The sequence below is a fragment of the Vibrio cincinnatiensis DSM 19608 genome (assembly GCF_900167345.1).
Lineage (GTDB): Bacteria > Pseudomonadota > Gammaproteobacteria > Enterobacterales > Vibrionaceae > Vibrio > Vibrio cincinnatiensis.
Map to the genome: position 1 here is coordinate 35,773 of NZ_FUXB01000009.1, position 23,125 is coordinate 58,897.

A 23,125-nucleotide genomic window follows, 5' to 3' on the forward strand; every position below is an offset into this window, starting at 1 on the left:
CGTCATTGTTGCAATCCTTAGTGTTTCCCTTAGCTTCATCGTCACATTCAATAATTCAAGCGCTCAGTGCATCGCATTTTTGCGGTATCTTATGAATTTTAAATTAAGGGACATCTATGTCTAATAAAGCTACGGGTTTAGTTAAATGGTTTAACGAAGAGAAAGGCTTTGGCTTTTTAACTCAAGATAATGGCAAGGCGGACGTATTCGTTCATTTCCGTGCTATTGCTTCTGAAGGTTTTAAAACATTGACCGAAGGTCAAAAAGTTTCTTTTGATGTAGAGCAAGGCCAGAAAGGTCTTCAAGCTGCAAACGTTGTTGCTCTATAATCGTATTTTAGAGTGTAAATAAAGAAGTTTATTTACACTCGTATTCACTTATATAATTTTATTTATACTCACACCATAAAAATATTAAACATTTCTTACATCGACCACTGTGTTTTTGTCGTTACGTTCCTTATTTTCTTCGTTGCATTATTATAAATAGATTTATTGTTATTAACTGTTTTAGGACAATGTTTATTTTATTGTTCTGAAATGCTTAAAAAGCTAAGGATGCTTATGTCTCGTTCTATTGGTCGTAAACGGTTTTGGTTTCAACAACGATCACACCAAAACACAATGAATAAAAGTAAAAAATTGAAGCTCATCAATGATTGTTAATTTCTTTGTTAATCAACAGAGCTGGAGCTCGGATATCCATCAATTAAATAGCGATATATTGACTCGGCATGTTTTAGTTAAGGCTCATGTCGATACCTCTGTGCGTTTTACTTATTGTGAACAGACACGCAAAGGAGAAATCAAAAATGAAAATAACCATTTAATTGGACATTTCTCTGTTGACTAGTTCTACTCTTTTTACGTGATTCAGTCACCGCCTCTTCTTTGCGACACCCAGTTGTTTGGGTTGATTGACAATTAACGGTTGCTCCCTGATCACAAAGGCCTCAAAATGGCCCACTTTGCGTAGTCATGCTACGTCGTTTATCTATTACTATTGAGAATCATATATGGGTTTTACCTCGCTGGGTCTTTCTGCACCAATCCTTAAAGCCATTCAAGAGAAAGGATACGATACACCTTCTCCTATCCAGCTGCAGGCCATTCCTGCGGTATTAGAAGGTAAAGATGTCATGGCGGCAGCTCAGACCGGGACAGGTAAAACGGCAGGTTTTACATTACCGATTCTTGAGCGTTTATCAAAAGGACCAAGGGTTCGTGGCAATCAAGTTCGTGCATTGATTTTAACACCCACCCGTGAATTGGCGGCACAGATCCAAGAAAATGTCTTTATTTATGGGCGTCATTTACCCCTGACCAGTGCTGTTGTGTTTGGTGGGGTGAAGATTAATCCGCAAATGTTGCGCTTACGCAAAGGGGCTGATGTACTGGTAGCAACCCCAGGGCGTTTGATGGATCTGTATAATCAAAATGCAGTGAAATTTGATCAGTTAGAAGTGCTGGTGCTGGATGAAGCCGACCGTATGTTGGATATGGGCTTTATTCGTGATATTCGAAAAATATTGCAATTATTGCCAGAAAAACGGCAGAACTTATTATTTTCAGCCACCTTTTCTGATGACATTCGTGAGTTAGCAAAAGGGTTGGTTAACCAACCGGTAGAAATTTCAGTTAGCCCGGCTAACTCTACGGCGAGAACGGTTGAACAATGTATTTATCCTGCGGATGTGAAAAAGAAAGCACCGATGCTGGTTAAATTAGTTAACGATGGTAATTGGCAGCAGGTTCTGGTGTTTATGCGCACAAAACATGGTGCAAATCGTCTTGCGACTTACCTGACTGAACAAGGGATCACGGCCGCGGCGATTCATGGAAATAAAAGCCAAGGAGCACGTACCAAAGCATTGGCCAACTTTAAATCTGGCGAAGTCCGAGTCTTAGTTGCGACGGATATTGCTGCTCGTGGGATAGATATTCCTCAACTGCCGCAAGTGGTGAACTTTGAACTGCCTAAAGTGGCAGAGGATTATGTGCATCGTATTGGGCGAACGGGCCGAGCGGGTGAAGTCGGAAAGGCCATTTCACTGGTTTGTGCGGTTGAAGTTCCAGAGCTGTTTGCGATTGAGCGTTTAATTCAAACGTTACTGCCGCGTATTACTCTGGCAGGTTTTGAGCCGATGAATGTCTTGCCAGAATCTAAGTTAGATACCCGTCCCATTAAGCCGAAAAAACCGAAAAAATCTAAAGCCGTTGTGGGGACGCCATCTGAAAATAACCCACAAGGGCAGGCGAAACGGACGAACTCGACAAGAGGTAACTTAACAAAGCGTGTGGCTGGGCGAGGAAACTCTCACCACAAACCTGCTGGTGCGAGAACATCCAATAGAACTTCGGGTCATAGACAAGCGTAGCCAACGAACTAACTTTTCAGGTTGAATCCATGTAGAAAAACCGCACTCGTGTGATAAAACACGAGCGCGGTTTTTCTTTCTCGAGATATTTATAAAGAGATAAAAAGCCCGGCTAGGCAAGCACTCATCAGGTTGGCTAAGGTGCCAGCAATGACTGCTTTAATTCCCAAGTTTGCTACTTCAGCACGGCGCTCTGGGGCCATGACGCCAATTGAACCGAGTTGAATGGCGATAGAGCCGATATTAGCAAATCCGCAAAGCGCAAAAGTAATCACCACTTGGCTATAGTCCGATAATGCATCTTTATGCTGAATAAAGTCGATAAAAGCGACGAATTCATTCATGACTACTTTTTGACCGATGTATGCTCCAGCTTGTACCATTTCATGGGTTGGAATCCCTAATATCCAAGCTAAAGGCGCAAATAGGTAGCCCAGCAATAGCTGTAAGGTGATCCCTTGTAGGCCAAACAGGTGGGCAAAGTTTTCTAAGCCAGTATTCAGCATGGCAATGACACTGACGAAAGCTATTAACATAGTACCGACCGCGACCGCCACTTTCATTCCATTCATGGCTCCGCTTGCTAGCGCATCAATAACGTTACTTTGTTCACTCCTTTCAATATGAATTTTCTCTTGATCGCAAGGGACTTTGCTTTCAGGGACAATAATTTTGGCCATCAATAAACTACCGGGGGCTGCCATGAAACTTGCGGCAATCAGGTATTTAAGCTCAATCCCTAATCCGGCATAACCGCCTAAGACACTTCCTGCAACCGACGCCATTCCACCTGTCATGACCGCAAAAAGTTCGGAGCGAGTAAGATGAGGCAAGAATGGACGAACCAAGAGAGGGGATTCCCCTTGTGATAAGAAAATATTTCCTGTTGCAACCAAAGATTCCGCTTTACTTGTCCCTAAGAAGCGTTGGATCGCTCCACCTAAGATAGCGATCACTTTTTGCATGATACCTAAGTAATAAAGGGCTGAAATGATGGCACTAAAAAAGATGATGATCGGTAACACGCGTATGGCAAAAATAAAATCATGGTTAGCTAAGTCACCAAATAGAAAGGTAATTCCTATATTGGCGAATCCAAGTAAACTGGCTACCCCTTGGCTTAATGCCCCTAGAGCCGTTTGCCCCCAAGGTAAATAAAGAACCAGTGCAGCAAATCCGACCTGAAGAAATAAAGCACGTAAAACCGTTTTCCCGTTGATGAGATGTCGCTGCTCAGAAAGTAGATAGGCTAAAGCAAGCAGAACACTCATGCCCATCAGGCTAAAGATAATCGTCATAATGATTTTGTGTTGTATTGAAGGTGGATGGAGCACTGGCAAGGGAGCAGAACAGAGTAAGGGCAGTGACTCACCACGAGGGGTTGAAGCGGTTGCCTTGATAGTAGGAATAATCGGTTCATAGAGAGCACCTTTACAAGCAAAGTTTGTGAGCCGGACCTATCCTAGGGTCATCACACTTCCATATGACAGCTTGTATTGGTGAGTTTAGAGACGCACCGAGCGCGGAGTATAACGACATGGGAGGTGATTTTCATCACATTTATTCATGCTTGTTATCTTTACCGCGTTGATGAAAAGACATGGCAATAGAAAATATTGCCATGTCCAGAGTGAGCTAACGTGGTTTTCGTTGACAAACGGCGTTATTGAGTGACAGGTGCTTGATTAATTTGGCTAAGTGGAAGGTTTACATCAAAAATGATGCCCCGGATATTGGTGATACCCATGGCGGAAAGTCGTGCAGAATGCATGGCTAAGTAGGTTTCAGCACTGTGTTGATCTTCAAATAGATAGATGCCACCGGCTATTTTATTTTGTTTGTTTTCTGTCCAAATTTTCCAAATAACCCCTTGTTCATGATTAATCGATTTGGCTAGTTCGGCCAGAGCCGTTGCCATTTCTTCACCAAATGGGCCTGTAAAATCAAAGTCGACTTGGAGTAATTTCATTTGAATAGTTCCTTAGGCTAAATGTATGTACGATGTTTAAATGTTTTATTTTTGTTAAAATATTTATGTTTTTTAATCAGTTTACTTTATTATCAATCGTATTTAGAGGTGAAAGAGAGACCTCGGATTGATGAGCGAAGCTCCATTATCGCTGATAAGTTTTATATTAATATCGACTGGATCGTACTGTAAAAAATAATTATTCAAAAATATGGAATGATTTAAATAAAGTCTTCTTCATGTGGTTAATGATAAGTATCAGTAATATTAGGTGGTTTATTATTTATATTTCGGATGTTGTGATGCCGCAATGATATGAATTTAAATTCAAGGATAACCGTATCGTAAAAGGAGTTCGGGTTATGTCTACTTATGAAGTCAATTTTGATGGTCTGGTTGGGCTTACTCATAATTATGCAGGGTTATCGTTAGGTAACATGGCTTCAACTTCAAATAAACATTCATTAGCTAACCCTCAGCTTGCGGCTTTGCAGGGGCTGAATAAAATGAAGGCCCTTGCCGATATGGGGTTTACGCAAGGAGTGCTTCCTCCACAAGAAAGGCCATGTATCAACAGTTTGCGTTTACTGGGTTTTTCTGGACGTGATGAACATATTCTGTCCCAAGTCGCAAAAAAAGCCCCATACCTTTTAGCGAATGTCAGTTCTGCGTCTTCCATGTGGGTTGCAAATGCTGCAACTGTCTCACCTTCTGCGGATACACGGGATAATAAAGTTCATTTTACGGTAGCCAATCTCAATAATAAATTTCATCGCTCTATAGAAGCAGAAACAACAGGACGAGCCTTAAAAGCGACCTTTCCTTCATCGGATCATTTTGTGCACCATGCTGCTTTACCTTCGCAGGCGCAGTTTGGTGATGAAGGGGCGGCCAATCATAATCGTTTGTGTGCGGATCATGGAACATCGGGCGTTGAAGTTTTTGTGTACGGACGACAAGCATGGGGGGGAAGTGAGGAACCGAAGCATTTTCCTGCTCGTCAGACCCGAGAAGCGAGTGAAGCGATTGCTCGTTTACACCAATTGTCTGAGGAACAGTGTGTATTTGTGCAGCAAAATCCCACAGTGATTGATCAAGGTGTGTTTCATAACGATGTGATAGCCGTAAGCAATGGTCCAGTACTTTTTCATCATCAGCATGCTTTTCTTGACTCATCGAGTGCCTTTGATCATATTCGCCGCCGATTGAGTCTGTTTGAATGTGAATTTCTCCCCATTACCGTGCCAAATGATGCCGTGTCGGTCGAAGAGGCCGTCTCTACCTATCTGTTCAATAGTCAGTTATTGAGTAAAGTGGATGGAAAAATGCTCATGATTGTCCCAGAAGAGTGCCGGAAAAATGTCAGAGTTTGGACTTATTTAAATCACTTAATGGAGAGTGGTGGGCCGATTAATGAAGTGAAGGTGTTTGATTTGCGAGAAAGCATGGCGAATGGTGGAGGCCCTGCTTGTTTACGGCTTCGGGTGGTGTTGAATCCATCAGAACTCAAAGCAACCAATCCAAACGCTTTGCTGGATGATCATCTTTATCACTTGCTCACTGGTTGGGTAAAAAAACATTATCGAGATAGGTTAGGGGAGTCTGATCTGGCGGATCCTTCATTACTTAATGAGAATCGTACGGCTTTGGATGAATTAACCCAAATAATGAAATTAGGTTCCATTTATCCATTTCAGCGAGTGTCATCATAACGTGGATTGCCAGAGGAAGTTATTCTTGTCTCACTATTGATAATTTTAACAATTTAACCCATGAGGGGGAACATAAAATGGAAACAACCTCTCAAAAATGTTGCTTTGCTCTAAGATAAATAAACTCTTTTCTATGATTTGCGGCGCAGTTAACAGAGAGGTTGAGAAGCAATTGAGGCAATGAAATGAATTATCTAGTTTTAATTTAAGATCACTAGCTTTAGGCCTCTGCTATGCTTTCTCGAACACTATCTAAACCACTGTCAGCTTGCCGAAATTACCGCATGTTAGTGGATGTCATGTTTCCTTTCTTACAGCAGCAGCTCTCACCGAAAGCCATGGTGATCTTTCATGCTCCCTATGCAAGCCATCATCCTGAATGTTTATTTAAATCAGGGCAGCCTTTTGCGTTAATACACTACCCAGATGCTTTTTGGGCCTGGGCGGCACACTTTGATTCATCGGACTCATTACTTCCTTTTACAAGCCACGTTGATGGGTGGAATGGCGACCTCATTATGGAAGGGGATGCGTATTTATTTATTTTAGACAGTCATAGTGATCGGCGTTTGTACTTGGTGTTAGAAGGCGTCAGTGAGTTTCAGGTTGATAAATTGATGGTATCTGGAGAGTTAGAGTGGTTACATCTGTTGGCTGCGCGTTGGCAGTGTATTAGAGCTGAAACTGATGCTGCTGCAGAGTTTAAACTTCGTGATCGACGAGAAGCTAAGTATCGAGATGAAATTACTTCACGAGGAGAGTTCATCGACAATATGAAGCGGGTTCATCAGCTTGCCGTTCAGCTATCAAATCCGGAAAGCTTAGATGCACTGCATCGGGCTTCTGTTGAAGCGGTGAGAGATCAACTTGGTTTTGATCGGGTGGCTTTTTTCTTATTGGATATGAAGAAGAGTTGCTTTAATGGCACCTATGGTACGAATGAACAAGGGGAAACGAGCAGTGAGCACCATATCCAATATGACTTACACCAATTAGACCCTAGGTATATTGAAGCCATTTCAGATGGGCATTCTACGCTTGTGATTGTGGATGATGCGCCGCTTTATACCGATGGAGAAGTGGTCGGGCAAGGTTGGAATGGGATGTTACTACTTCGTGATGGTGGAGCGGTGTTTGGGTGGATAGCGATGGATAATTTTTTACATCGCCAGCCAATTTGTGATTATCAAAAACAGATGTTGGAATCCTTTGCTTCTTTACTGGCTCAGATATACCTTCGTAAACGACAAGAGCAGAATATGCGTTTGTTACACGCCAGTATGGTGGAATTGTCTCGGTGTTTAACGGTGAGTGATGTGTGCAAAACTGCCGTTGCCTTTGCCATTAAACGCATGGGTATTGATCGAATGGCGGTGTTTTTAACCGATGAAACCTGTCGAACACTACAGGGGACATGGGGGACGGATATTCAGGGAAATATTGTGGATGAAGGCTATTTTCAAACATCGACCTTAGATAATGAGATGGTATTTTTAGCCAAAGCTTCCCCGAATGAAGTGGTCTTTAAAGAATCTGCCCCTATTTATCATGATGGTCATATGGTCGGTTTTGGCTGGACAGCTATGACCATGCTGACAGAGAACCATCTACCTCTTGCTTTTATTTCGGTTGATAATCTGATTCGACGCTCTCCACTTACCTCGCAGTTAAGAGAAGTCATTCGTATGTTTGCCTCTAACCTCACAGAAGTGCTGATGCGAGCCAAAGCACAGCAAGCGATCAATGAATTAAATGCCAACCTTGAGCGGGAGATCTATAACCGTACTCGAGAGTTGCATAAAGCGAATGAAAAGTTAGATCGATTAGTCAAAATGGATCCTTTAACGCGGTTAGGAAATCGACGAATGTTGACACATCTGCTGGAGCAGATCTGTGAAGAGTATGATCCTCAACCTGTCGACTATGGCGTTATTCTACTGGATATTGATCACTTTGGTTTATTCAATAACCATTATGGTCATTTAGAAGGTGATATTGCACTGATGCGTATTGGTAAAATTTTAAGCCAACATACTCAATCAGAAGGAGAGCAATTTTGTCGTATTGGGGGAGAAGAGTTTGTGTTATTACTGGTAGGGCATACGGCGCAAAAGGTGTATGAACTGGCAGAAAGTATTCGTGCTACAGTTGAGCTTGAAAATATTCCCCATCATGCTAGTCCGCATACACAATGGTTAACGATTTCAGTCGGGTATTGTGTCGCTAACTTTCCAGCCAGTGAAATTCAATTTGAACGTATGTACGCTCAAGCAGATAAAGCGCTTTATCAAGCAAAGCACCAAGGGCGTAATAGGGTGGTGGGGGGTGAGCTTATCTGATCACCATTCCGAGCCTGGGTTTTTATCATCCTTCGCCACCCATCGATTCGATAACCCATCAATCTGATAAATAATATTCAACCGTCGAGACTACCCGAATTTTTTTAATGTAAGGCGTGTTGTTATCTCGATCGGTAATCGAAAACTGCCCTTGTGAAGCTCGCTTAATTTTACCCAGTTGGCTTTGCGAGTCTTTAGCGAATTTAAGAGCGACTTCACGAGCTTGTTTGGTGGCTTCTTCAATCATATCGGGCTTGATATCATTTAACCGTGAGAAGAAATACTCGACCCGGTTACTATAACCGTCTTGATTAAATACAATGCCTTGTTTGCCTAATTGACCGATTTGACTGATCGCTTGCCGAACCCGATCAACGTGACTGCTATAGACGGTTAAGGTTTGTGTCGCTAGGTAACGGTATTCGACTTGAGCATCGCTACCATATTGTTGGGCTTTTTTATCAATGACAGCGGGGGATGAGAAAGAAATCGCCTCTTCTTCAATCCCTTGCTTAGCAAGAAACGTGATGACCTGCTGGCTTTGTTGATCTAGTGTCGTAAAGAGTGTCGGTAAGTCATTATCGGCTAAGGTAAATTGAATCGGCCAAATGACCGTATCAGCCATGACTTCGCGCTCTGATAATCCTTTTACGGTAACAATACGCTCATATTCTTTAAATTTAATTGCGGTTTGTTGGAAGAAAAAGCCCAATATGCCGAGTCCGATAACTAAACTTAAACCGAGTATCCCGGCCATGGGGATGAGAGTGTGTTGACGATCTGTAGACATGATCTTTTCCTTATTTTCTACCCATAGTGGGCTGGCTTATAACTTAGCTAAGGGATGATTTCGCTGATTCTTTGGCTTCGAGTGTTGCTGGTGAATCAGAGAAATCCGTTGTTTTAATTCATTAAGGTTGGCGGTTTGAGCATTTGCCGAATAAAGTTGAGCATTGAATTGATTCAGTGCTTGCTCCAGTTGTCTTCTCTCTTCTTGATTCAGAACTAAACTCTCCATCCATAGTGTTACAGCATGACTAATCGCAATGCCGTCTTTTTGCTCTAACGCCTGCTGTAATTGTTGCCACTGGGAACGTTGTGGTGGTGTGGTATGAGCCTCATTCATGGTATTGATCGCTGATGTTCGTTGCCGCCAAACGAGGAGAGCGGTGATTAGCCATAGTAGAGCAAAAAACAGAGTGAAGTAAGGCCACCAGCCCGCATCTTTGACGATTTCTACAGAGCGGGGTGACGGTGGTGTTATATTCGTGGGTAAAGGTGCCACTTCTTCATGGTCATCCGCTGTCACGATTAACGTTAACCCTGATGTTTGAGAACTTTGCTGCTGTTTTGTGTCTGTATTCCACCAATTAAGGGTAACTTTGGGTAAAGAAATATCCCCGCTGCGGCGTGGAATTAAGACGTGTTTGACCATCATGACCGCGTCCCCATTATCTTGGGTGGTGATTTGAGGTTTTTCTTCATACACACGAACGGCTTCCGGATAAGTCAGAGTTAATTGAGGCAGTTGTTCTGGGCTTAATCCTGTCACCTGCATTGTGATTTCTCGATTGATCGCTTCCCCCACTTTCATAGAATAAGGTGAATGATCAATAGGAGTACCTTGGCTATCTTGCCATTGCTCCATTAAGGTTAATTGAGCGGTAGGGAGCCAAGTACCTTGATAGTCCGCCGGTTTTTCTTCCACGGTAATGGAATAGATTCTTGGGGTAGTGGTAAAAGGAATCACTCGGGTTCCGTTATCATAGCGATGACTGTAGATTAACGAACCTTGAAACTTGGCTTCTGTTAATTGAAATTGCCCCGCTTTTTCGGCGGTGAGACGAAAATCTTGTTCGAGTACCGTGACTTCTATGCCATCTATGATGGTTTGGTATTGCTTAGGCTCACGGGTCGGCGTGAGCGTCATTCCTTCAACCGAGGGCGGCACCAGTTGAGGGTTTTGTAGCCGACGAACATCGGTTTTGATAAGCAATCGAGTATGCAGTTGGGCACTTTCTTGTGGATAGAGGGTGTCCCGAGAGAGGGTACTGTGCATTTCAATCAGTTGTTCGGTATCCGGTGCTTGCTCATCGGCAGTGACTTGAATCGCAATCGGTTGAGTTTTCTGTCCATCCAATTCAAAGCTTGGAATGGTGATCATTCCCACACGATTGGCCGCGATTGAAAGGGTCCATTCACTATGTTGGCTCCGCTTTCCATTTACGATATTGACAGAAGAAGCAAAACTTGGGCGACTGATAAAAAAATCGTTTTCTAGTTGGTGAAAATTAATCGCATCCGATGTGGAGGGACGATCACTGACGATTCGCAGTTGAAACACCTCATTTTTTGCCACTTTATTTTTGCTCACTGTGGCAGATAAGGTGGCTGCATGAACAGAAAAGCTCAACGAGCTCAGTAATAGCATGAGCCAAGGAACGAGTCGGAATTGCAACAATTTCATCATTACCACTTTTTACCTTCTGTTGATGGAGTGGGTTTATTTTTGGCTTGTAAATAAAGTTGAGCGCGCAGCAAACGACTGGGATCGCGGGCGTTTTCTACTTGTTCCAGCCTACGCATTTGAGGATCCACTTCTTGAGTGCTGTTTTCATTTTGCCCCGACTGAGAAGCGGTATGCTCCACATCGCTTGGGGTGAGATTATCCGGTTGGTTTTTTACCTCTTCATCATTCTCTGCATCCTTTTTCCCTTCATCGGGTTGATCAGCCTTCGTTTTTTCATTTAATGGTATTTGAGACGGTAATGAATCATCGTTCTCTGTCGGAGAAAGAGAATCAGGCTGAACCGTTGTTTGATTCGTTTCGTTATCTTGATCATCAAGAGAGGAAGAAGAGGCTTGACCTTGTTCTGTCTCTGACGAAGACTCTTGTTGCTGTTGCTGTTGCTGTTGCTGTTGCTGTTGCTGTTGCTGTTGCTGTTGCTGTTGCTGTTGCTGTTGCTGTTTAAGCGCTTGTTCAACTTCAGCCAGGTTATGTTGCGCATCTTGATGGTTGGGGTTGTTGTTGAGTATCTCTTGGTAACCTTGTTTCGCCTTTTCTAACTGTCCGGCTTGGGCATAGGCATTGGCAAGATTGTATTGGATTTTCTCACTCGGAGTCGGGATACTTTCCCAACTATCGATAGCGCCTTGGTAATCCCCAGCTTGATAACGAGCAACGCCTTGCCACTCGGATGAGGAAAAGAGCGTCGCGGCGGATTCATATTCCCCCTGCTGGTATGCGCGCCATGCCTGCTGGTCTTGGTTTAGCCAAGCGGAGGCCTGTACGGGCTGCGATGTGGTGAACATACTCATTGTGATGAATAAACCCAACAGGACTCCTCGCCTAAAGAGTAATAGGGTTGGGATAATTAATAGTATGACTAACCAGTAACCATGGTTTATGGCATCGGAGATAAGTGGTGTACCCGTTTGTTGCTCTATGTTCGATGTTGCCGTCTCGGTTAGACGAAGAATGGTGTGTACATCTTGATCATCATTTCGATAAGCGACAAAGTGTCCCCCTACTTGTGAGGCGAGTTTTTGCATCGCAATAAAATCGGTTTTTGCAATGACGGTTTGTTGCTGATCATCTCTTAATAATGCGCCATCACTGAGTCGTATCGGAGAGCCATTTGTGGTGCCGATCCCCAGCAGGATGAATCGCCATGGAGTGCCACTGAGTAAGGTTTGGATCGATTGACTTTCTTGCATCGAAATATCATCTGCGATCAAAATGATATCTCCCGAAGCTACGTTGGCTTGCCTTAGCATGTCTATGGCAAGTTGTACGCCAGCGGCGGCATTAGCTCCAGGAAAAGGCATAATTTCAGGTGACAAATTAGGGAGTAGGCTAGCAATGGTTGCTGTGTCTGTGGTTAAGGGGCTAATGCTATAGGCATCACCTGCATAAGCCACTAATCCAGTATTGCCCTCTTGCCAACCTGAAAGTAAGTCTAACACCTTATAACGAGCCTGAGAGAGTCGGTTGGGTGTGAGATCACTGGCATAAAGCGATAATGACATATCCATCACGACAACCCGTGCCGCGCTATTGGTATAGCTTGGTCTGGGCCGTTTTTCAAAACTTGGCCCAGCTAAGGCGAGGGTAGCGATCAGCCAGCAGAAACTCACCCCAGCTAACCAAAGGTGTTGATGTTTTTTATGGGTAAGCCCCATTGCTTGTGCAAGGTGAGGAGCCACCAAGGATGGACGATGAGGATGATAAAATAACCAGATTAATAGTCCAGCTAAAGGCAGCAAGGCCCACAACCAAGCTGGGAAGAGAAACATAAAATCAGCCATGATGTCTCCTCAAGATCATTAATGCCACTGAAAGTAATAAAGCAGCAGTGAGTGGATAGCGAAACCATTCACTTTGTGGACGCCAAGTCTGGGTGGTTTGGCTTAAGGGTTCTAGCTGGTTAATGGTGTCATAAATATTCTGTAGTTCTTGTTGGTTACGGGCTCGAAAATATTTTCCTCCCGTTAACTCGGCAACCTCTTGTAAGGTCTTTTCATCCAAATCCTCTGCGGTATTGATACGGCGAGTCATCAGAAAATCTCGTACCACCATCTCACCAGCACCTACGCCGATGGTGTAGATGGTGGTGTCATAGTGTTTGGCAATTTTAGCCGCTTCAATCGGCTCCAAGACGCCCGCATTATTGCTCCCATCACTAAGTAAAATCATGATGCGCTGTGGGGCATCACTGTCAATGAAGGTTTTAGTCGCAAGGCCAATACCATCGCCAATTGCTGTTTGTGTTCCGATGAGCCGTAATATCGCTTGGTTTAACTGTTGAGTCACCGTGGTGTGATCTAATGTTAGTGGTGTTTGCAGGTAAGTATGGTCTGCAAAAAAGATCAGTCCTAACCGATCCCCTTGGCGTTTTGCAATAAAATCACTGAGTACTTGTTTGACTGCGGTGAGTCGATCGACATATTGGTCACCTAACAACATGTCTTGTTGATTCATTGAATAAGAAAGATCAACCACCAGCATCATATCTCGCTGCTGGGTCGTGAGAGAGATGGGCTCTCCATACCAAACCGGACGAGCGGCCGCAGTGATAAGACATAACCAAACGAAGATGGCTAAGCCTTTTGTCCACCATTGTTGCGGTTTAGCAAAATGGTTGGTTGGAGGTAGGTAGGAGAGAGGAATCGCCGCTTGCTGCGGGAGCGGCGATAAAAAACGGTAGACCAAAATAGGCAGTGGAAGTAATAAGAAGCACCACCACCATAAAAACTCAATGTTTGCCAAGGTTCCTTAAACTCCTCTTCTTCGGTGGCAATGCCTCATTTATCCATAGCTGACAGTCACTGATTAACTGTTCTGGATGAGTAATGGGTGTTTTTTGATATAAAGCTTGTTGCCATAAAGTCACATTGGGTACAAAACGAGATTGACCCAGTTGGTTATCTAAAAAGGCGTACCATTCATGGCCTGTAAGTGGTGCGATGTAGTCACGAGGGTAATAGCACAGAGCAACCTGCCTGAGTAATTCCATCGCGGCCGATGGTGTTTGATAGCCATTGGACTGGGTGAGCAAACGCAATGCCGTTTTTTTCGGCGCAAGACGTTTTCGTTTCCAGATAGCTAGACAAAGAATCAATAAGGTTAAGAGGAGAACCACAGCAAGGCTAATCCACCATCCCCAGGCCAAAGGCCACCAAGAAGGCAAATCTGGGAGGTGGAGAGCATTAAGGTTTAAAGAAGCTGAAAGTTCTTGCATCGATTTAGAGTCCAGATAATTGTTGCAACAAAGGCCGGTCACATGAAAGTGCTCGGTAGTCTATTGCCTGAGATTGGCTCAATGATTTTAGTTTTACTTTCTGAGATTCAAAGGATTTTTTGATACCTAAACGCGTACTATTTGCTGAAAAGTTGAGCCAGCGCGTTTGTTGGTTATTCTTTACTCGTTCAACGCCTCGAAAACGGGTGACTCCTTGCTCTAGAGGATCGATGATATGTACCATGCGCACTTGGTTGTGGCGACTGAGTTGGTTAAAGAGTGGTTTGAGATCATCATCATAGCGAACAAAATCACTGATGATGATGATCTCACTGCCTTTGGGGCAGAGGTGGTTAAGTGCCAGTAGCCCCGATTTCATGGAAGCGAATGGGGTAGATGCTTGTGCAAGTGCCTGCTGCTGTCCTTTAACTAAATGAGCCATGATCTGTAAGGCGCCTTTGTGTCTGGCGGTCGGTTTTAACTCAAGCTGCTGGTGGCCAAGATCAATGATTGCACCGATACGGTCATGTTGGGCAACGGCGAGCCAACTGAGTAAGCTTGCCATATGAGCGGCTAGTACGGATTTCAATAGCAGTGTCGAGCCGAACTGCATTGAAGCACTTAAATCCACATACAAAACAACAGGTTTTTCTCGTTCTTCACAAAAGAGTTTGGTATGGGGTTTTCCCGTTCTGGCGGTGACCCGCCAGTCAATGGTTCGAATATCATCTCCCGGTTGGTATTGGCGTACTTCGGCAAAGTCCATTCCTCGCCCAAGTTGTTTGCTTTGATGATGCCCTAATAGTTGAGACCATAAACTCTTGGCAGGCGGTAACCATTTCACCGCATGTTGTTGATAAGGTAATAACTCTTCAAGACAGAGATGAACGCCATCTGCATGCTCGGGAAGAGGTAAACAGAATGAATTCGCCATGATGATGCCTTAAGCACTACCCACTAAAGAGAGGAGATGAGCAATAACCTGATTGGGATGAATCCCTTCCGCCTGCGCTTGATAAGAGAGCAACAACCGGTGGCGTAACACGGGAAACACCATAGCTTGAACATCTTCAGGGCTCACAAAATCACGACCATTAAGCCAAGCATGTGCACGGGCGCAGCGATCTAAGGCGATGGTGGCCCGCGGGCTGACCCCCAACTCAATCCACTGTGCAAGCTGGGGGTCATATTCTTGAGGCTGACGTGTCGCCATCACTAAACGAATCAGGTAGTGCTCAATAGACTCGGCCATGTGGATATTGAGTACCGCTTGCCGAGCCTGAAAAATATCAGACTGAGTGACTATGGGCGGCCGTTCGGAGGCGTGTCCCTGAGCCTCTCCTCGGTTAAGGCGGAGAATGGCCAACTCATGTTCAGCATCAGGATAATCCACATCAAGATGGAGTAGGAAACGGTCTAACTGAGCTTCAGGCAGTGGGTATGTCCCTTCTTGCTCAATCGGATTTTGGGTGGCCATGACCAAAAATAGGTCCGGTAAGCGATAGGTTTTTCTGCCCGCGGTAATTTGTTTTTCTGCCATGGCTTCCAGCATCGCCGCCTGAACTTTGGCAGGAGCTCGGTTAATCTCATCGGCTAAGACCAAGGAGTGGAAAATGGGTCCAGCTTGGAAGGTAAACTCTCCCGTTTCTGGTCGAAAAATATCGGTGCCTGTTAAATCGGCGGGGAGGAGATCGGGCGTAAATTGAATTCGGTGAAACTCCCCCTCAATACATTCAGCTAGACATTTAACAGCACGGGTTTTTGCAAGCCCCGGTGGCCCTTCAACTAAGATATGTCCATCGGCAAGCAGAGCAATCAGCAACTGCTGGACCAAAGAGTGTTGACCAATGACTTGTTGGTTTAAATACGTTTGTAGTGATTGAAAAGTAGATAATTGCATCTAACCCGACTCCCAATTGGTAATTCAGCCATTGGTCACTGTCGACATCGAAAAGTTCCGGTGAATAAATAGGAAAATCACATTTTCCGGTTTGATTGCTCACCATTTATACGATTTGGCTTGGTTTTACCTTCATTCTACTCATAAAGAAAATGGATGAGGCTATTTTTAATCTGATTTTTCCCAAGCTCTGAATGAAAGGTGTCCCTTTTTATTAGAGAGCCCTCACCAAATTTTGAACAATTTCGTGAGCTTTACCTGAACTGTGCTAAATAATATAAGAAATAATATGCGCAGTTTGACATATAAAAGCCTGGCGGCTGAGAGGAACCTATGTTTAAAAAGTTAAGAATGACCTCAAGACTGATTATTGTATTTAGCATCCCATTAACCTTTTGTTTGCTTCTAGCGGCTTGGATTGTTACCAATCAGGTGAGTTCCCGAGTGGTGAGCTTGGGTGAACACTCCGTGAGCCGTACCGCTCAAAATAGTGCAGATATGGTGAGCAGTTGGGTTGAAGCGAGAATGGCCGTGGTTCGTTCGTTAGCACAAACGGAAACTTTAGCATCGGGAGATACACAAGCCATCTTTAGTTATGTGAAACACTTTGGCAAAGCAATGAGTTCTGAATTTGAGGTGATGTTTTTTGTCGATCTTAAAGGGGATGCGTATCACCACAATGGTGTGATTGCCAGCCGAGCCAATCGAGGGTATTTCCAACAATTGGTGGTGCAGAAAACCCAGTCTTCCTTAGTGAGCGACCCCCTTTATTCGGGTACCTCCGGCAATGCAATTATTGTTTTGGCACAGGCGGTGAAAAACCATCAGGGAGAGGTGATCGGTCTGTTGGCGGCGACGGTCACACTCAATACACTCACTCAGTTGGTTGACAATGTGGCAACCGATAATGCGGTGGCATGGTTGGTAGATTCGCGTGGTATTTATGTCGCTCACCCAAGGGAAGAAAAGCGCCTAAAAGATAAGGCAACAGAATCGGGTAATACTGATTATGCACAGATGAGTAAGAAAATGGTTGCTGGGCAGGCGGGGCTCACGGATCTTTATTTAGAGAACAATCAACACTATATGGTGGCTTACCATCCTGTGGCTAATACTCCAGGTTGGTCGTTAGCGGTTGCCCAGCCTTATGATGTTATCATGTCTCCTGCTAGAGATTTAACGGTAAGTCTGTTGCTTGCATTTGTTGTAACGATCATCATTCTTATTGTTATCGTCTTATTGGTGGCCAAGATGATTGTCAAACCTGTGAATGAAACGCGGGAAGCGTTAGAGCAAATCGCTGCAGGAGATGGTGACTTAACTCAGCGGTTGAGCGAAGACCGATATGACGAGTTTGGCGATCTCGCCCGAAGTTTTAATGCTTTTGTGGGTGGCGTGCATAGCTTAGTAAAACAAGTGGCAGAAGCCGCTATTCAATTGGGGGCAGCCGCCGAAGAGTTGGCGGTATCGAGTCGAGAAGCCAATGATCAGGTTCAACAACAACGCCATGAAACGGATCAAGTGGCAACGGCCATGACAGAAATGGCAACCACAGTGAATCAAGTGGCGGAAAATGCCGCCAATGCGGCGCAAGCTGCGGATCAATCCAGCCGATTTGCGCAGGAAGGGGAAGCGGTTGTGACCAACACCACCAATGAAGTGCTTATCTTAGCGAAAGAAGTACAAACCGCAGTAAATGTGATTGGAAAATTGCAGCAGGATGCGGACTCCATTGGCAAGGTATTAGAAGTGATTCGAAGCATTGCTGAGCAAACCAACCTATTAGCGCTCAATGCCGCGATTGAAGCTGCTCGAGCTGGCGAGCACGGGCGTGGATTTGCCGTTGTGGCCGATGAAGTGCGTACTCTAGCCACTCGCACGCAAAGCTCGACAGAAGAAATTCGAGACATTATTGAAAAATTGCAAATGGCCTCGAAGGAGGCATCACAGGTAATGGATGGCGGTTATCGTAAAGCCAGTGAAGTTGTACAGTGGGCAGAAGAAGCGTCAGAGAAACTGCGTGATATCACGAAAGGTATTTTCACCATCAATGATATGAATATTCAAATTGCTACCGCGACAGAGCAGCAGTCTATCGTAGCAGATGATGTGAACCAAACCTTAAACCGCATCAGCAGTGGTGTAGAGCAGCTCTCTAATGGTTCAACGCATATTGCGGCTGCCAGTGATGAATTAGCACGTTTGGCAACCGATCTACAAAATAGGGTTGGCCGATTCAAAGTGTAATGGTTTCGATAGGATGGGAGAAAATGAAGGAACACCTTAAGCGCTAGAATAGTGCTGGCGAGTTGGGTACACTTCTCGCCAGCATGAACAATATTAGGTAAGTACTATGAACGATTTTGAAAAAGAACTGGAAATGATGGCCCAAGAAATGGAGGCGCAACCAGAAGTTGCGCTTCCTAGCCTAGATGAGCAAAAAGCCGTTGTTGCTGAACTCAAAAAATTAGAAGCAGAAGGGAAACTGACCCCTGAAGTACTAGAAGCGCATTTTGGAAAATTTTTCGCTCAATCAGAAACGCCTATCCATTAAGGCTAATGGGATACAAGCAATAGGCATGTTATGGCACCTATTGCTTGATTTCTCGCGCGCTATTTTGCCCGTTCTCCCCATCTTTTCTCCTCCTTTTCGCTAATATTTCTTCCATTTCTGCCCTTTAGCCATGAACTCGTTACGAGTAATAAGCCTCCTCTTTGGTGACGGGCATGGTATTCTTGGCTCTACGCCCTAGCTCTCCGCCATGAATAATCGACTTTGGGGGGATTGCCCTTTTTAGGAACGAATTATAATTCTCATCAATACTAGAAATGTTTTTAGTCAGCAGTCTTCAATTTTTGTGGTTTTCTTTTTTCGCTTGCTAGGTAAAGCAGGAGTATTCGTCATGATTCGTTCTAAGCCAACTGATGTCATTTTACACGCATTTGACTGGCCGTATTCACAAGTGACAGAACACGCACAGGCTATTTCTGATGCGGGTTATAAAGCCGTGCTGGTTTCTCCACCGATGAAATCTTATCGCCAAGATAAAGGCACACCGTGGTGGCAACGCTACCAACCACAAGACTACCGAGTGATTGATAACCAGTTGGGCAATACGGAATCTTTCCAAACGATGGTGAGCACTTTGCAACAGTTTGACTTATGGGTGTACGCCGATGTGGTGTTTAACCATATGGCCAATGAGTCTTCCATTCGTTTAGATTTACAGTATCCGAGTGAGAAAGAGCAGTTAATTTATCGCCAGCGGGCGAATTATTATCAAAAGCAGCGTTTATTTGGCGATTTATCTCAACCTTTATTTACCGAAGATGATTTTGTTGAAGCCTTTGGTATTCAAGATTGGCAAGATAAATGGCAAGTACAAAATGGCCGAATTTCTGGCGGCCCTCATGATTCAGGTTTACCAACATTACGGGCGAATGCTCACGTGATTGAGCAGCAGCAAGCGTATCTTTTGGCCCTTAAAGCAATAGGAGTCAAAGGTTTTCGTATTGATGCGGCTAAACACATGAGTATTGAACACCTTAAAAAAGTATGGTCGGAAGCTTTGACTCATGATGTTCATATTTTTGGTGAGATTATTACCGATGGCGGCGCAACCAAAGCCGAATACCAACTATTTTTAGAGCCTTATTTAGCAGAAACGCGTTTAGGCGCTTATGATTTTCCTTTATTTCAAACGGTCTATAACGCATTACAGCCTAAAGGGAGCTTAAAGAGCCTGATTGATCCGTATTGTTTTGGTGAAGCCTTATCTAAGGAACGGGCCATTACCTTTGCCATCACTCATGATATTCCTAATAACGATGTGTTTATGGATCTTGTGATGTCTGCGGAGAATGAAGCGCTAGCCTACAGCTACATTTTTGGTCGAGATGGTGGCGTTCCACTGATTTATTCTGATTTAAACCCTAGTGATATTCGTGATTCAGAAGGCCGTCCACGCTGGCAGGAGGCGTGGTGTGCGCCGAATATGTTGGCGGGAATTGCTTTTCATAATCAAATGCATGGGTTGCCGATGAAAACGCTTGAGGCGAGTGATGATCTTCTGGTCTTTAGCCGTGGTGATAAAGGTATGGTCATTATGAATAAATCCTCTCGGGCGCAGCAAGTGGATCTCGTATGGACAGAAACGCTTTATGATTTATACAGCGGTGATGCTTTCCCAAGCTCTCAAGGGAAAGTGACGATTCATACTCCATCGAAAAGTAGCCGATTGTTGTCCATTTTTTCAGGAGCGTAGGTTAGCATGGGGATGCTCAACGGGTCAGTTGAGTATCCTCTTTTTATTTTAGAGAGAAGAAAAAAGCGCCTCAAGGATCTGAACTCAGATCACAAGAGGCGAGACGTCGTTAGTGATAATGATTAAATTGAGGGAATCCAAGCAGAGCAGTGATTGGAGTCATATGACTGTAAATGTAGTCAGTTCTTGGGAAAGTACCAAATGAGTAAGAGAGAAAAGGTGTTTTTTTATACTATTTTGTGATCTTCACTCCATCTCATATAAGTATCGAGTTTTAATTTCTGAAACCTTATTTTGTCCTACTGGTTGATCGGGTGTGCATGCTAATCCACTAAAAACTGATTTATAGCAAGTTATCCCCAGCATAAATACGTACTATAAATTGCAATTAGCTGCGTATATACCCAAATCACTTTAGTGTATCTATGGCGATATTTTTAAGGTCGTTTTGGTATGGCGTTTTTTCAGTTGAATTTTTTCGACTACGTTTTATCGATAGTGAGTGCTTGCTATGAATAACCTTGTTGAGCGTTTTTTGCGCTATGTTACCTATGATACTCAATCAAAACCTAAGAATGCTCACTGCCCCAGCTCAACAGGGCAAAGAGTCTTTGGCAAGCTCCTTTATGATGAATTGTTCGCTCTTGGGTTGAGCGATGTGAGTTTAGACGAGCATGGCTATGTCATGGCAAAGCTAAAATCCAATGTCGATTATCCTGTTCCTGCGATTGGTTTTATTTCACATATGGATACCGCCCCGGATGCTTCGGGTAAACATGTTAAGCCCCAAATTGTTGAAAACTATCAAGGTGGAGATATTGCATTAGGGAAAGGCGATGAAATTTTATCACCCATTCAATACCCAGAATTGCATCAGCTACATGGCTGTAACTTGATCACGACAGATGGCAATACTTTGCTTGGTGCGGATAATAAAGCCGGCATTGCGGAAATTATCACGGCAGTAGAGCTGTTAATGGCTAACCCTTCTATCCCGCATGGCGATATTTGTCTTGCCTTTACGCCCGATGAAGAAATTGGCCGCGGAGCGGATCACTTTGATATTGAAAAATTTGGTGCCTCTTGGGCCTATACCATTGATGGCGGCCCTGTTGGTGAGTTGGAATTTGAAAATTTCCATGCGGCAAATGCGCAAGTGACTTTTCATGGGGTAAATGTTCATCCTGGAACAGCGAAAGATAAAATGGTCAACTCAATGTATCTTGCCGCACAATTCATTCAAATGATGCCCGCACAAGAAACCCCTGAACACACCGAAGGTTACCAAGGTTTTTATCATCTTAAATCGGCGAAGATGGGAGTGACCCTTTCTCAGTTAGATTACCTGATTCGTGATTTTGATGTTACTGAGTTTTCGTCCCGTAAAGCGTGGATGAAGCAGAAAGTTGCAGAGCTCAATAGTCAGTTAAGTAAAGGGCGCGTTGAGCTGGAAATCGTTGATAATTACGCCAATATGAAGGAAAAAATCGCAGAACATCCGCATATTATTGAGCTGGCAAAATCGGCAATGCAGGCGTGTGATATTGAGCCTATTATTAAACCTATTCGTGGTGGAACGGATGGCGCAAGGCTCTCTTTTATGGGATTACCTTGCCCAAATATTTTTACCGGTGGGTATAATTTCCATGGTATTCATGAATTCATTACGATTGAAGGTATGGAGGACGCAGTGCGTGTTATCATGAAACTGGCTGAAAAAACGGCCCATCAATACGCTTAATCATTGTCTTAACCGTGCTGAAGAAACTCGGCACGGGTTATCCTTTCTTAACGTCACAAATCCGGTATTTATGCTGGTATCAAAGCCTCATATTGTTACTATAATCATGCAAATCATAGAATGAAGTGAATCTTATCGTGTTTTCCTCGCCATGATAACGATGAGACATGAAAGTCAGGGTTCAAGAGTGGCAGATTGATAGGGTTAAAGAATGGAAAACGTCAATATTATGGTCGATTATCTGCTGACCAATAAGCTCGTGTTAACGTTATTGGTTTTATCAGTGATCATGCTGCTTAAACGGATTGTTTTGGCCCAGATAAGGGGTGATGTCTCCTTTTTGAGTGAAGAACAACGTAAGTGGATGTCTCGCACCAAAAATGGCGCGTTTGCTGCCAGTCTGATTATTCTATTCTTACTCTGGAAATCAGAGATTAGCCAATTTGCTTTATCCGTAACCGCCATCGCCATTGCGATTGTGGTGGCCTCTAAAGAAATTATCCTCTGTTTTACCGGGTCTATCCAACGAGCCAGTTCTCGCTCTTTTCGAATGGGGGATTGGATCGAAGTTGGTAAAGTGTGTGGGGAAGTCATTGAGCACAACATGATGGCAACGGTGATTCAAGAAATAGACTTACAGCATGGCCAGTATCACTACACAGGGAAAACCGCAACCCTACCCAATAGCCTGTTTTTTACTCATCCCATCAAAAATCTGAATTTTATGAAACGCTATGTGTTTCATAACTTTAGTATTGTTGTGCCAAGGTTTGTTAACTTATATCCGTTATTGCCGACGATGTATGAGCGAATGGATGCCCATTTTGCCCATTTTATTGATGTCGCTCGCCGCTATAACAACATGATAGAAAAACACGCTGGGGTCGATTTGCCCAGTGCCGAGCCTCATATTGAAATTACCAGCGCCCCTGCGGGTGAACAGATTGTCCACTTTATGATTTTTTGTCCAACGGATAAAGCCAATCACTTAGAGCAGGTGATTCGGCAGGACTTCATGCAAGAGTATGAGAAAGCCTTTCCGCCGAACCCTATAGCTGAACCTGTAATTGAAGTGTGACTG

At 44.0% G+C, this 23,125-nt stretch carries 19 protein-coding genes; 10 read left to right on the forward strand and 9 right to left on the reverse strand.

Annotation, left to right across the window (positions count from 1 at the left end; all coding sequences use genetic code 11):
* Window positions 1-116 precede the first annotated feature (116 nt).
* The 3 genes from cspE to B5D54_RS09660 all read left to right on the forward strand — a co-directional run bounded on the left by cspE (window position 117) and on the right by B5D54_RS09660 (window position 2,377).
* Window positions 117-329, forward strand: coding sequence for a transcription antiterminator/RNA stability regulator CspE (cspE, locus tag B5D54_RS09650; RefSeq protein WP_078926337.1), 213 nt, complete (start codon window positions 117-119; stop codon window positions 327-329).
* Window positions 330-654: 325 nt separating this feature from the next.
* Window positions 655-852: a hypothetical protein gene (locus B5D54_RS09655; RefSeq protein WP_078926338.1), complete on the forward strand. Its 198-nt coding sequence runs from the start codon at window positions 655-657 to the stop codon at window positions 850-852.
* A gap of 163 nt (window positions 853-1,015) precedes the next feature.
* On the forward strand, window positions 1,016-2,377 hold the full coding sequence (locus B5D54_RS09660; RefSeq protein ID WP_078926339.1) for a DEAD/DEAH box helicase: 1,362 nt from the start codon (window positions 1,016-1,018) through the stop codon (window positions 2,375-2,377).
* Window positions 2,378-2,466: 89 nt separating this feature from the next.
* Here B5D54_RS09660 and B5D54_RS09665 read toward each other — a convergent pair whose 3' ends face one another.
* Window positions 2,467-3,675 (reverse strand): NupC/NupG family nucleoside CNT transporter, encoded by a 1,209-nt coding sequence (locus B5D54_RS09665; protein WP_078926341.1) that lies wholly within the window; start codon window positions 3,673-3,675, stop codon window positions 2,467-2,469.
* A gap of 365 nt (window positions 3,676-4,040) precedes the next feature.
* A complete protein-coding gene (locus B5D54_RS09670; RefSeq protein WP_078926343.1) occupies window positions 4,041-4,346 on the reverse strand; it encodes a monooxygenase in 306 nt (101 codons plus the stop codon).
* Between the two features lie 362 nt (window positions 4,347-4,708).
* Between B5D54_RS09670 and astB the strand changes: the two genes are divergently transcribed.
* Complete coding sequence (astB, locus tag B5D54_RS09675) at window positions 4,709-6,058, forward strand: N-succinylarginine dihydrolase (protein ID WP_078926344.1); 1,350 nt, start codon at window positions 4,709-4,711, stop codon at window positions 6,056-6,058.
* A gap of 233 nt (window positions 6,059-6,291) precedes the next feature.
* Window positions 6,292-8,397, forward strand: coding sequence for a GGDEF domain-containing protein (locus B5D54_RS09680; RefSeq protein WP_078926345.1), 2,106 nt, complete (start codon window positions 6,292-6,294; stop codon window positions 8,395-8,397).
* Window positions 8,398-8,455: 58 nt separating this feature from the next.
* Here the strand turns inward: B5D54_RS09680 and B5D54_RS09685 are convergent, their stop codons facing one another.
* The 7 genes from B5D54_RS09685 to B5D54_RS09715 form a co-directional block, all read right to left on the reverse strand.
* A complete protein-coding gene (locus tag B5D54_RS09685) occupies window positions 8,456-9,154 on the reverse strand; it encodes an SIMPL domain-containing protein (protein ID WP_078926452.1) in 699 nt (232 codons plus the stop codon).
* A gap of 69 nt (window positions 9,155-9,223) precedes the next feature.
* Window positions 9,224-10,867, reverse strand: a complete 1,644-nt coding sequence (locus B5D54_RS09690; RefSeq protein WP_115173877.1) for a BatD family protein — start codon at window positions 10,865-10,867, stop codon at window positions 9,224-9,226.
* Window positions 10,867-12,705, reverse strand: coding sequence for a VWA domain-containing protein (locus B5D54_RS09695; protein ID WP_078926346.1), 1,839 nt, complete (start codon window positions 12,703-12,705; stop codon window positions 10,867-10,869). The genes B5D54_RS09690 and B5D54_RS09695 overlap by 1 nt, the downstream gene beginning before the upstream one ends.
* Complete coding sequence (locus B5D54_RS09700) at window positions 12,698-13,666, reverse strand: vWA domain-containing protein (protein WP_078926347.1); 969 nt, start codon at window positions 13,664-13,666, stop codon at window positions 12,698-12,700. The genes B5D54_RS09695 and B5D54_RS09700 overlap by 8 nt, the downstream gene beginning before the upstream one ends.
* Complete coding sequence (locus B5D54_RS09705) at window positions 13,653-14,138, reverse strand: DUF4381 domain-containing protein (RefSeq protein WP_078926348.1); 486 nt, start codon at window positions 14,136-14,138, stop codon at window positions 13,653-13,655. The genes B5D54_RS09700 and B5D54_RS09705 overlap by 14 nt, the downstream gene beginning before the upstream one ends.
* 4 nt (window positions 14,139-14,142) lie before the next feature.
* On the reverse strand, window positions 14,143-15,072 hold the full coding sequence (locus B5D54_RS09710; protein WP_078926349.1) for a DUF58 domain-containing protein: 930 nt from the start codon (window positions 15,070-15,072) through the stop codon (window positions 14,143-14,145).
* 9 nt (window positions 15,073-15,081) lie between these two features.
* The gene (locus B5D54_RS09715; protein WP_078926350.1) at window positions 15,082-16,038 is read right to left on the reverse strand and encodes an AAA family ATPase; all 957 of its coding nucleotides are present in this window, start codon (window positions 16,036-16,038) and stop codon (window positions 15,082-15,084) included.
* A gap of 333 nt (window positions 16,039-16,371) precedes the next feature.
* Between B5D54_RS09715 and B5D54_RS09720 the strand changes: the two genes are divergently transcribed.
* The 5 genes from B5D54_RS09720 to B5D54_RS09740 all read left to right on the forward strand — a co-directional run bounded on the left by B5D54_RS09720 (window position 16,372) and on the right by B5D54_RS09740 (window position 23,122).
* Window positions 16,372-18,285 (forward strand): methyl-accepting chemotaxis protein, encoded by a 1,914-nt coding sequence (locus tag B5D54_RS09720; protein ID WP_078926351.1) that lies wholly within the window; start codon window positions 16,372-16,374, stop codon window positions 18,283-18,285.
* A gap of 106 nt (window positions 18,286-18,391) precedes the next feature.
* On the forward strand, window positions 18,392-18,592 hold the full coding sequence (locus tag B5D54_RS09725; protein WP_078926352.1) for a chromosome partitioning protein ParA: 201 nt from the start codon (window positions 18,392-18,394) through the stop codon (window positions 18,590-18,592).
* Window positions 18,593-18,941: 349 nt separating this feature from the next.
* The gene (locus tag B5D54_RS09730) at window positions 18,942-20,303 is read left to right on the forward strand and encodes an alpha-amylase family protein (RefSeq protein WP_078926353.1); all 1,362 of its coding nucleotides are present in this window, start codon (window positions 18,942-18,944) and stop codon (window positions 20,301-20,303) included.
* A gap of 511 nt (window positions 20,304-20,814) precedes the next feature.
* Window positions 20,815-22,044, forward strand: coding sequence for a peptidase T (gene pepT / locus B5D54_RS09735; protein ID WP_078926354.1), 1,230 nt, complete (start codon window positions 20,815-20,817; stop codon window positions 22,042-22,044).
* 211 nt (window positions 22,045-22,255) lie between these two features.
* Entirely contained in the window at window positions 22,256-23,122 is an 867-nt protein-coding gene (locus tag B5D54_RS09740) for a mechanosensitive ion channel family protein (protein ID WP_078926355.1), read from the forward strand.
* The last annotated feature ends 3 nt before the right edge of the window (window positions 23,123-23,125 follow it).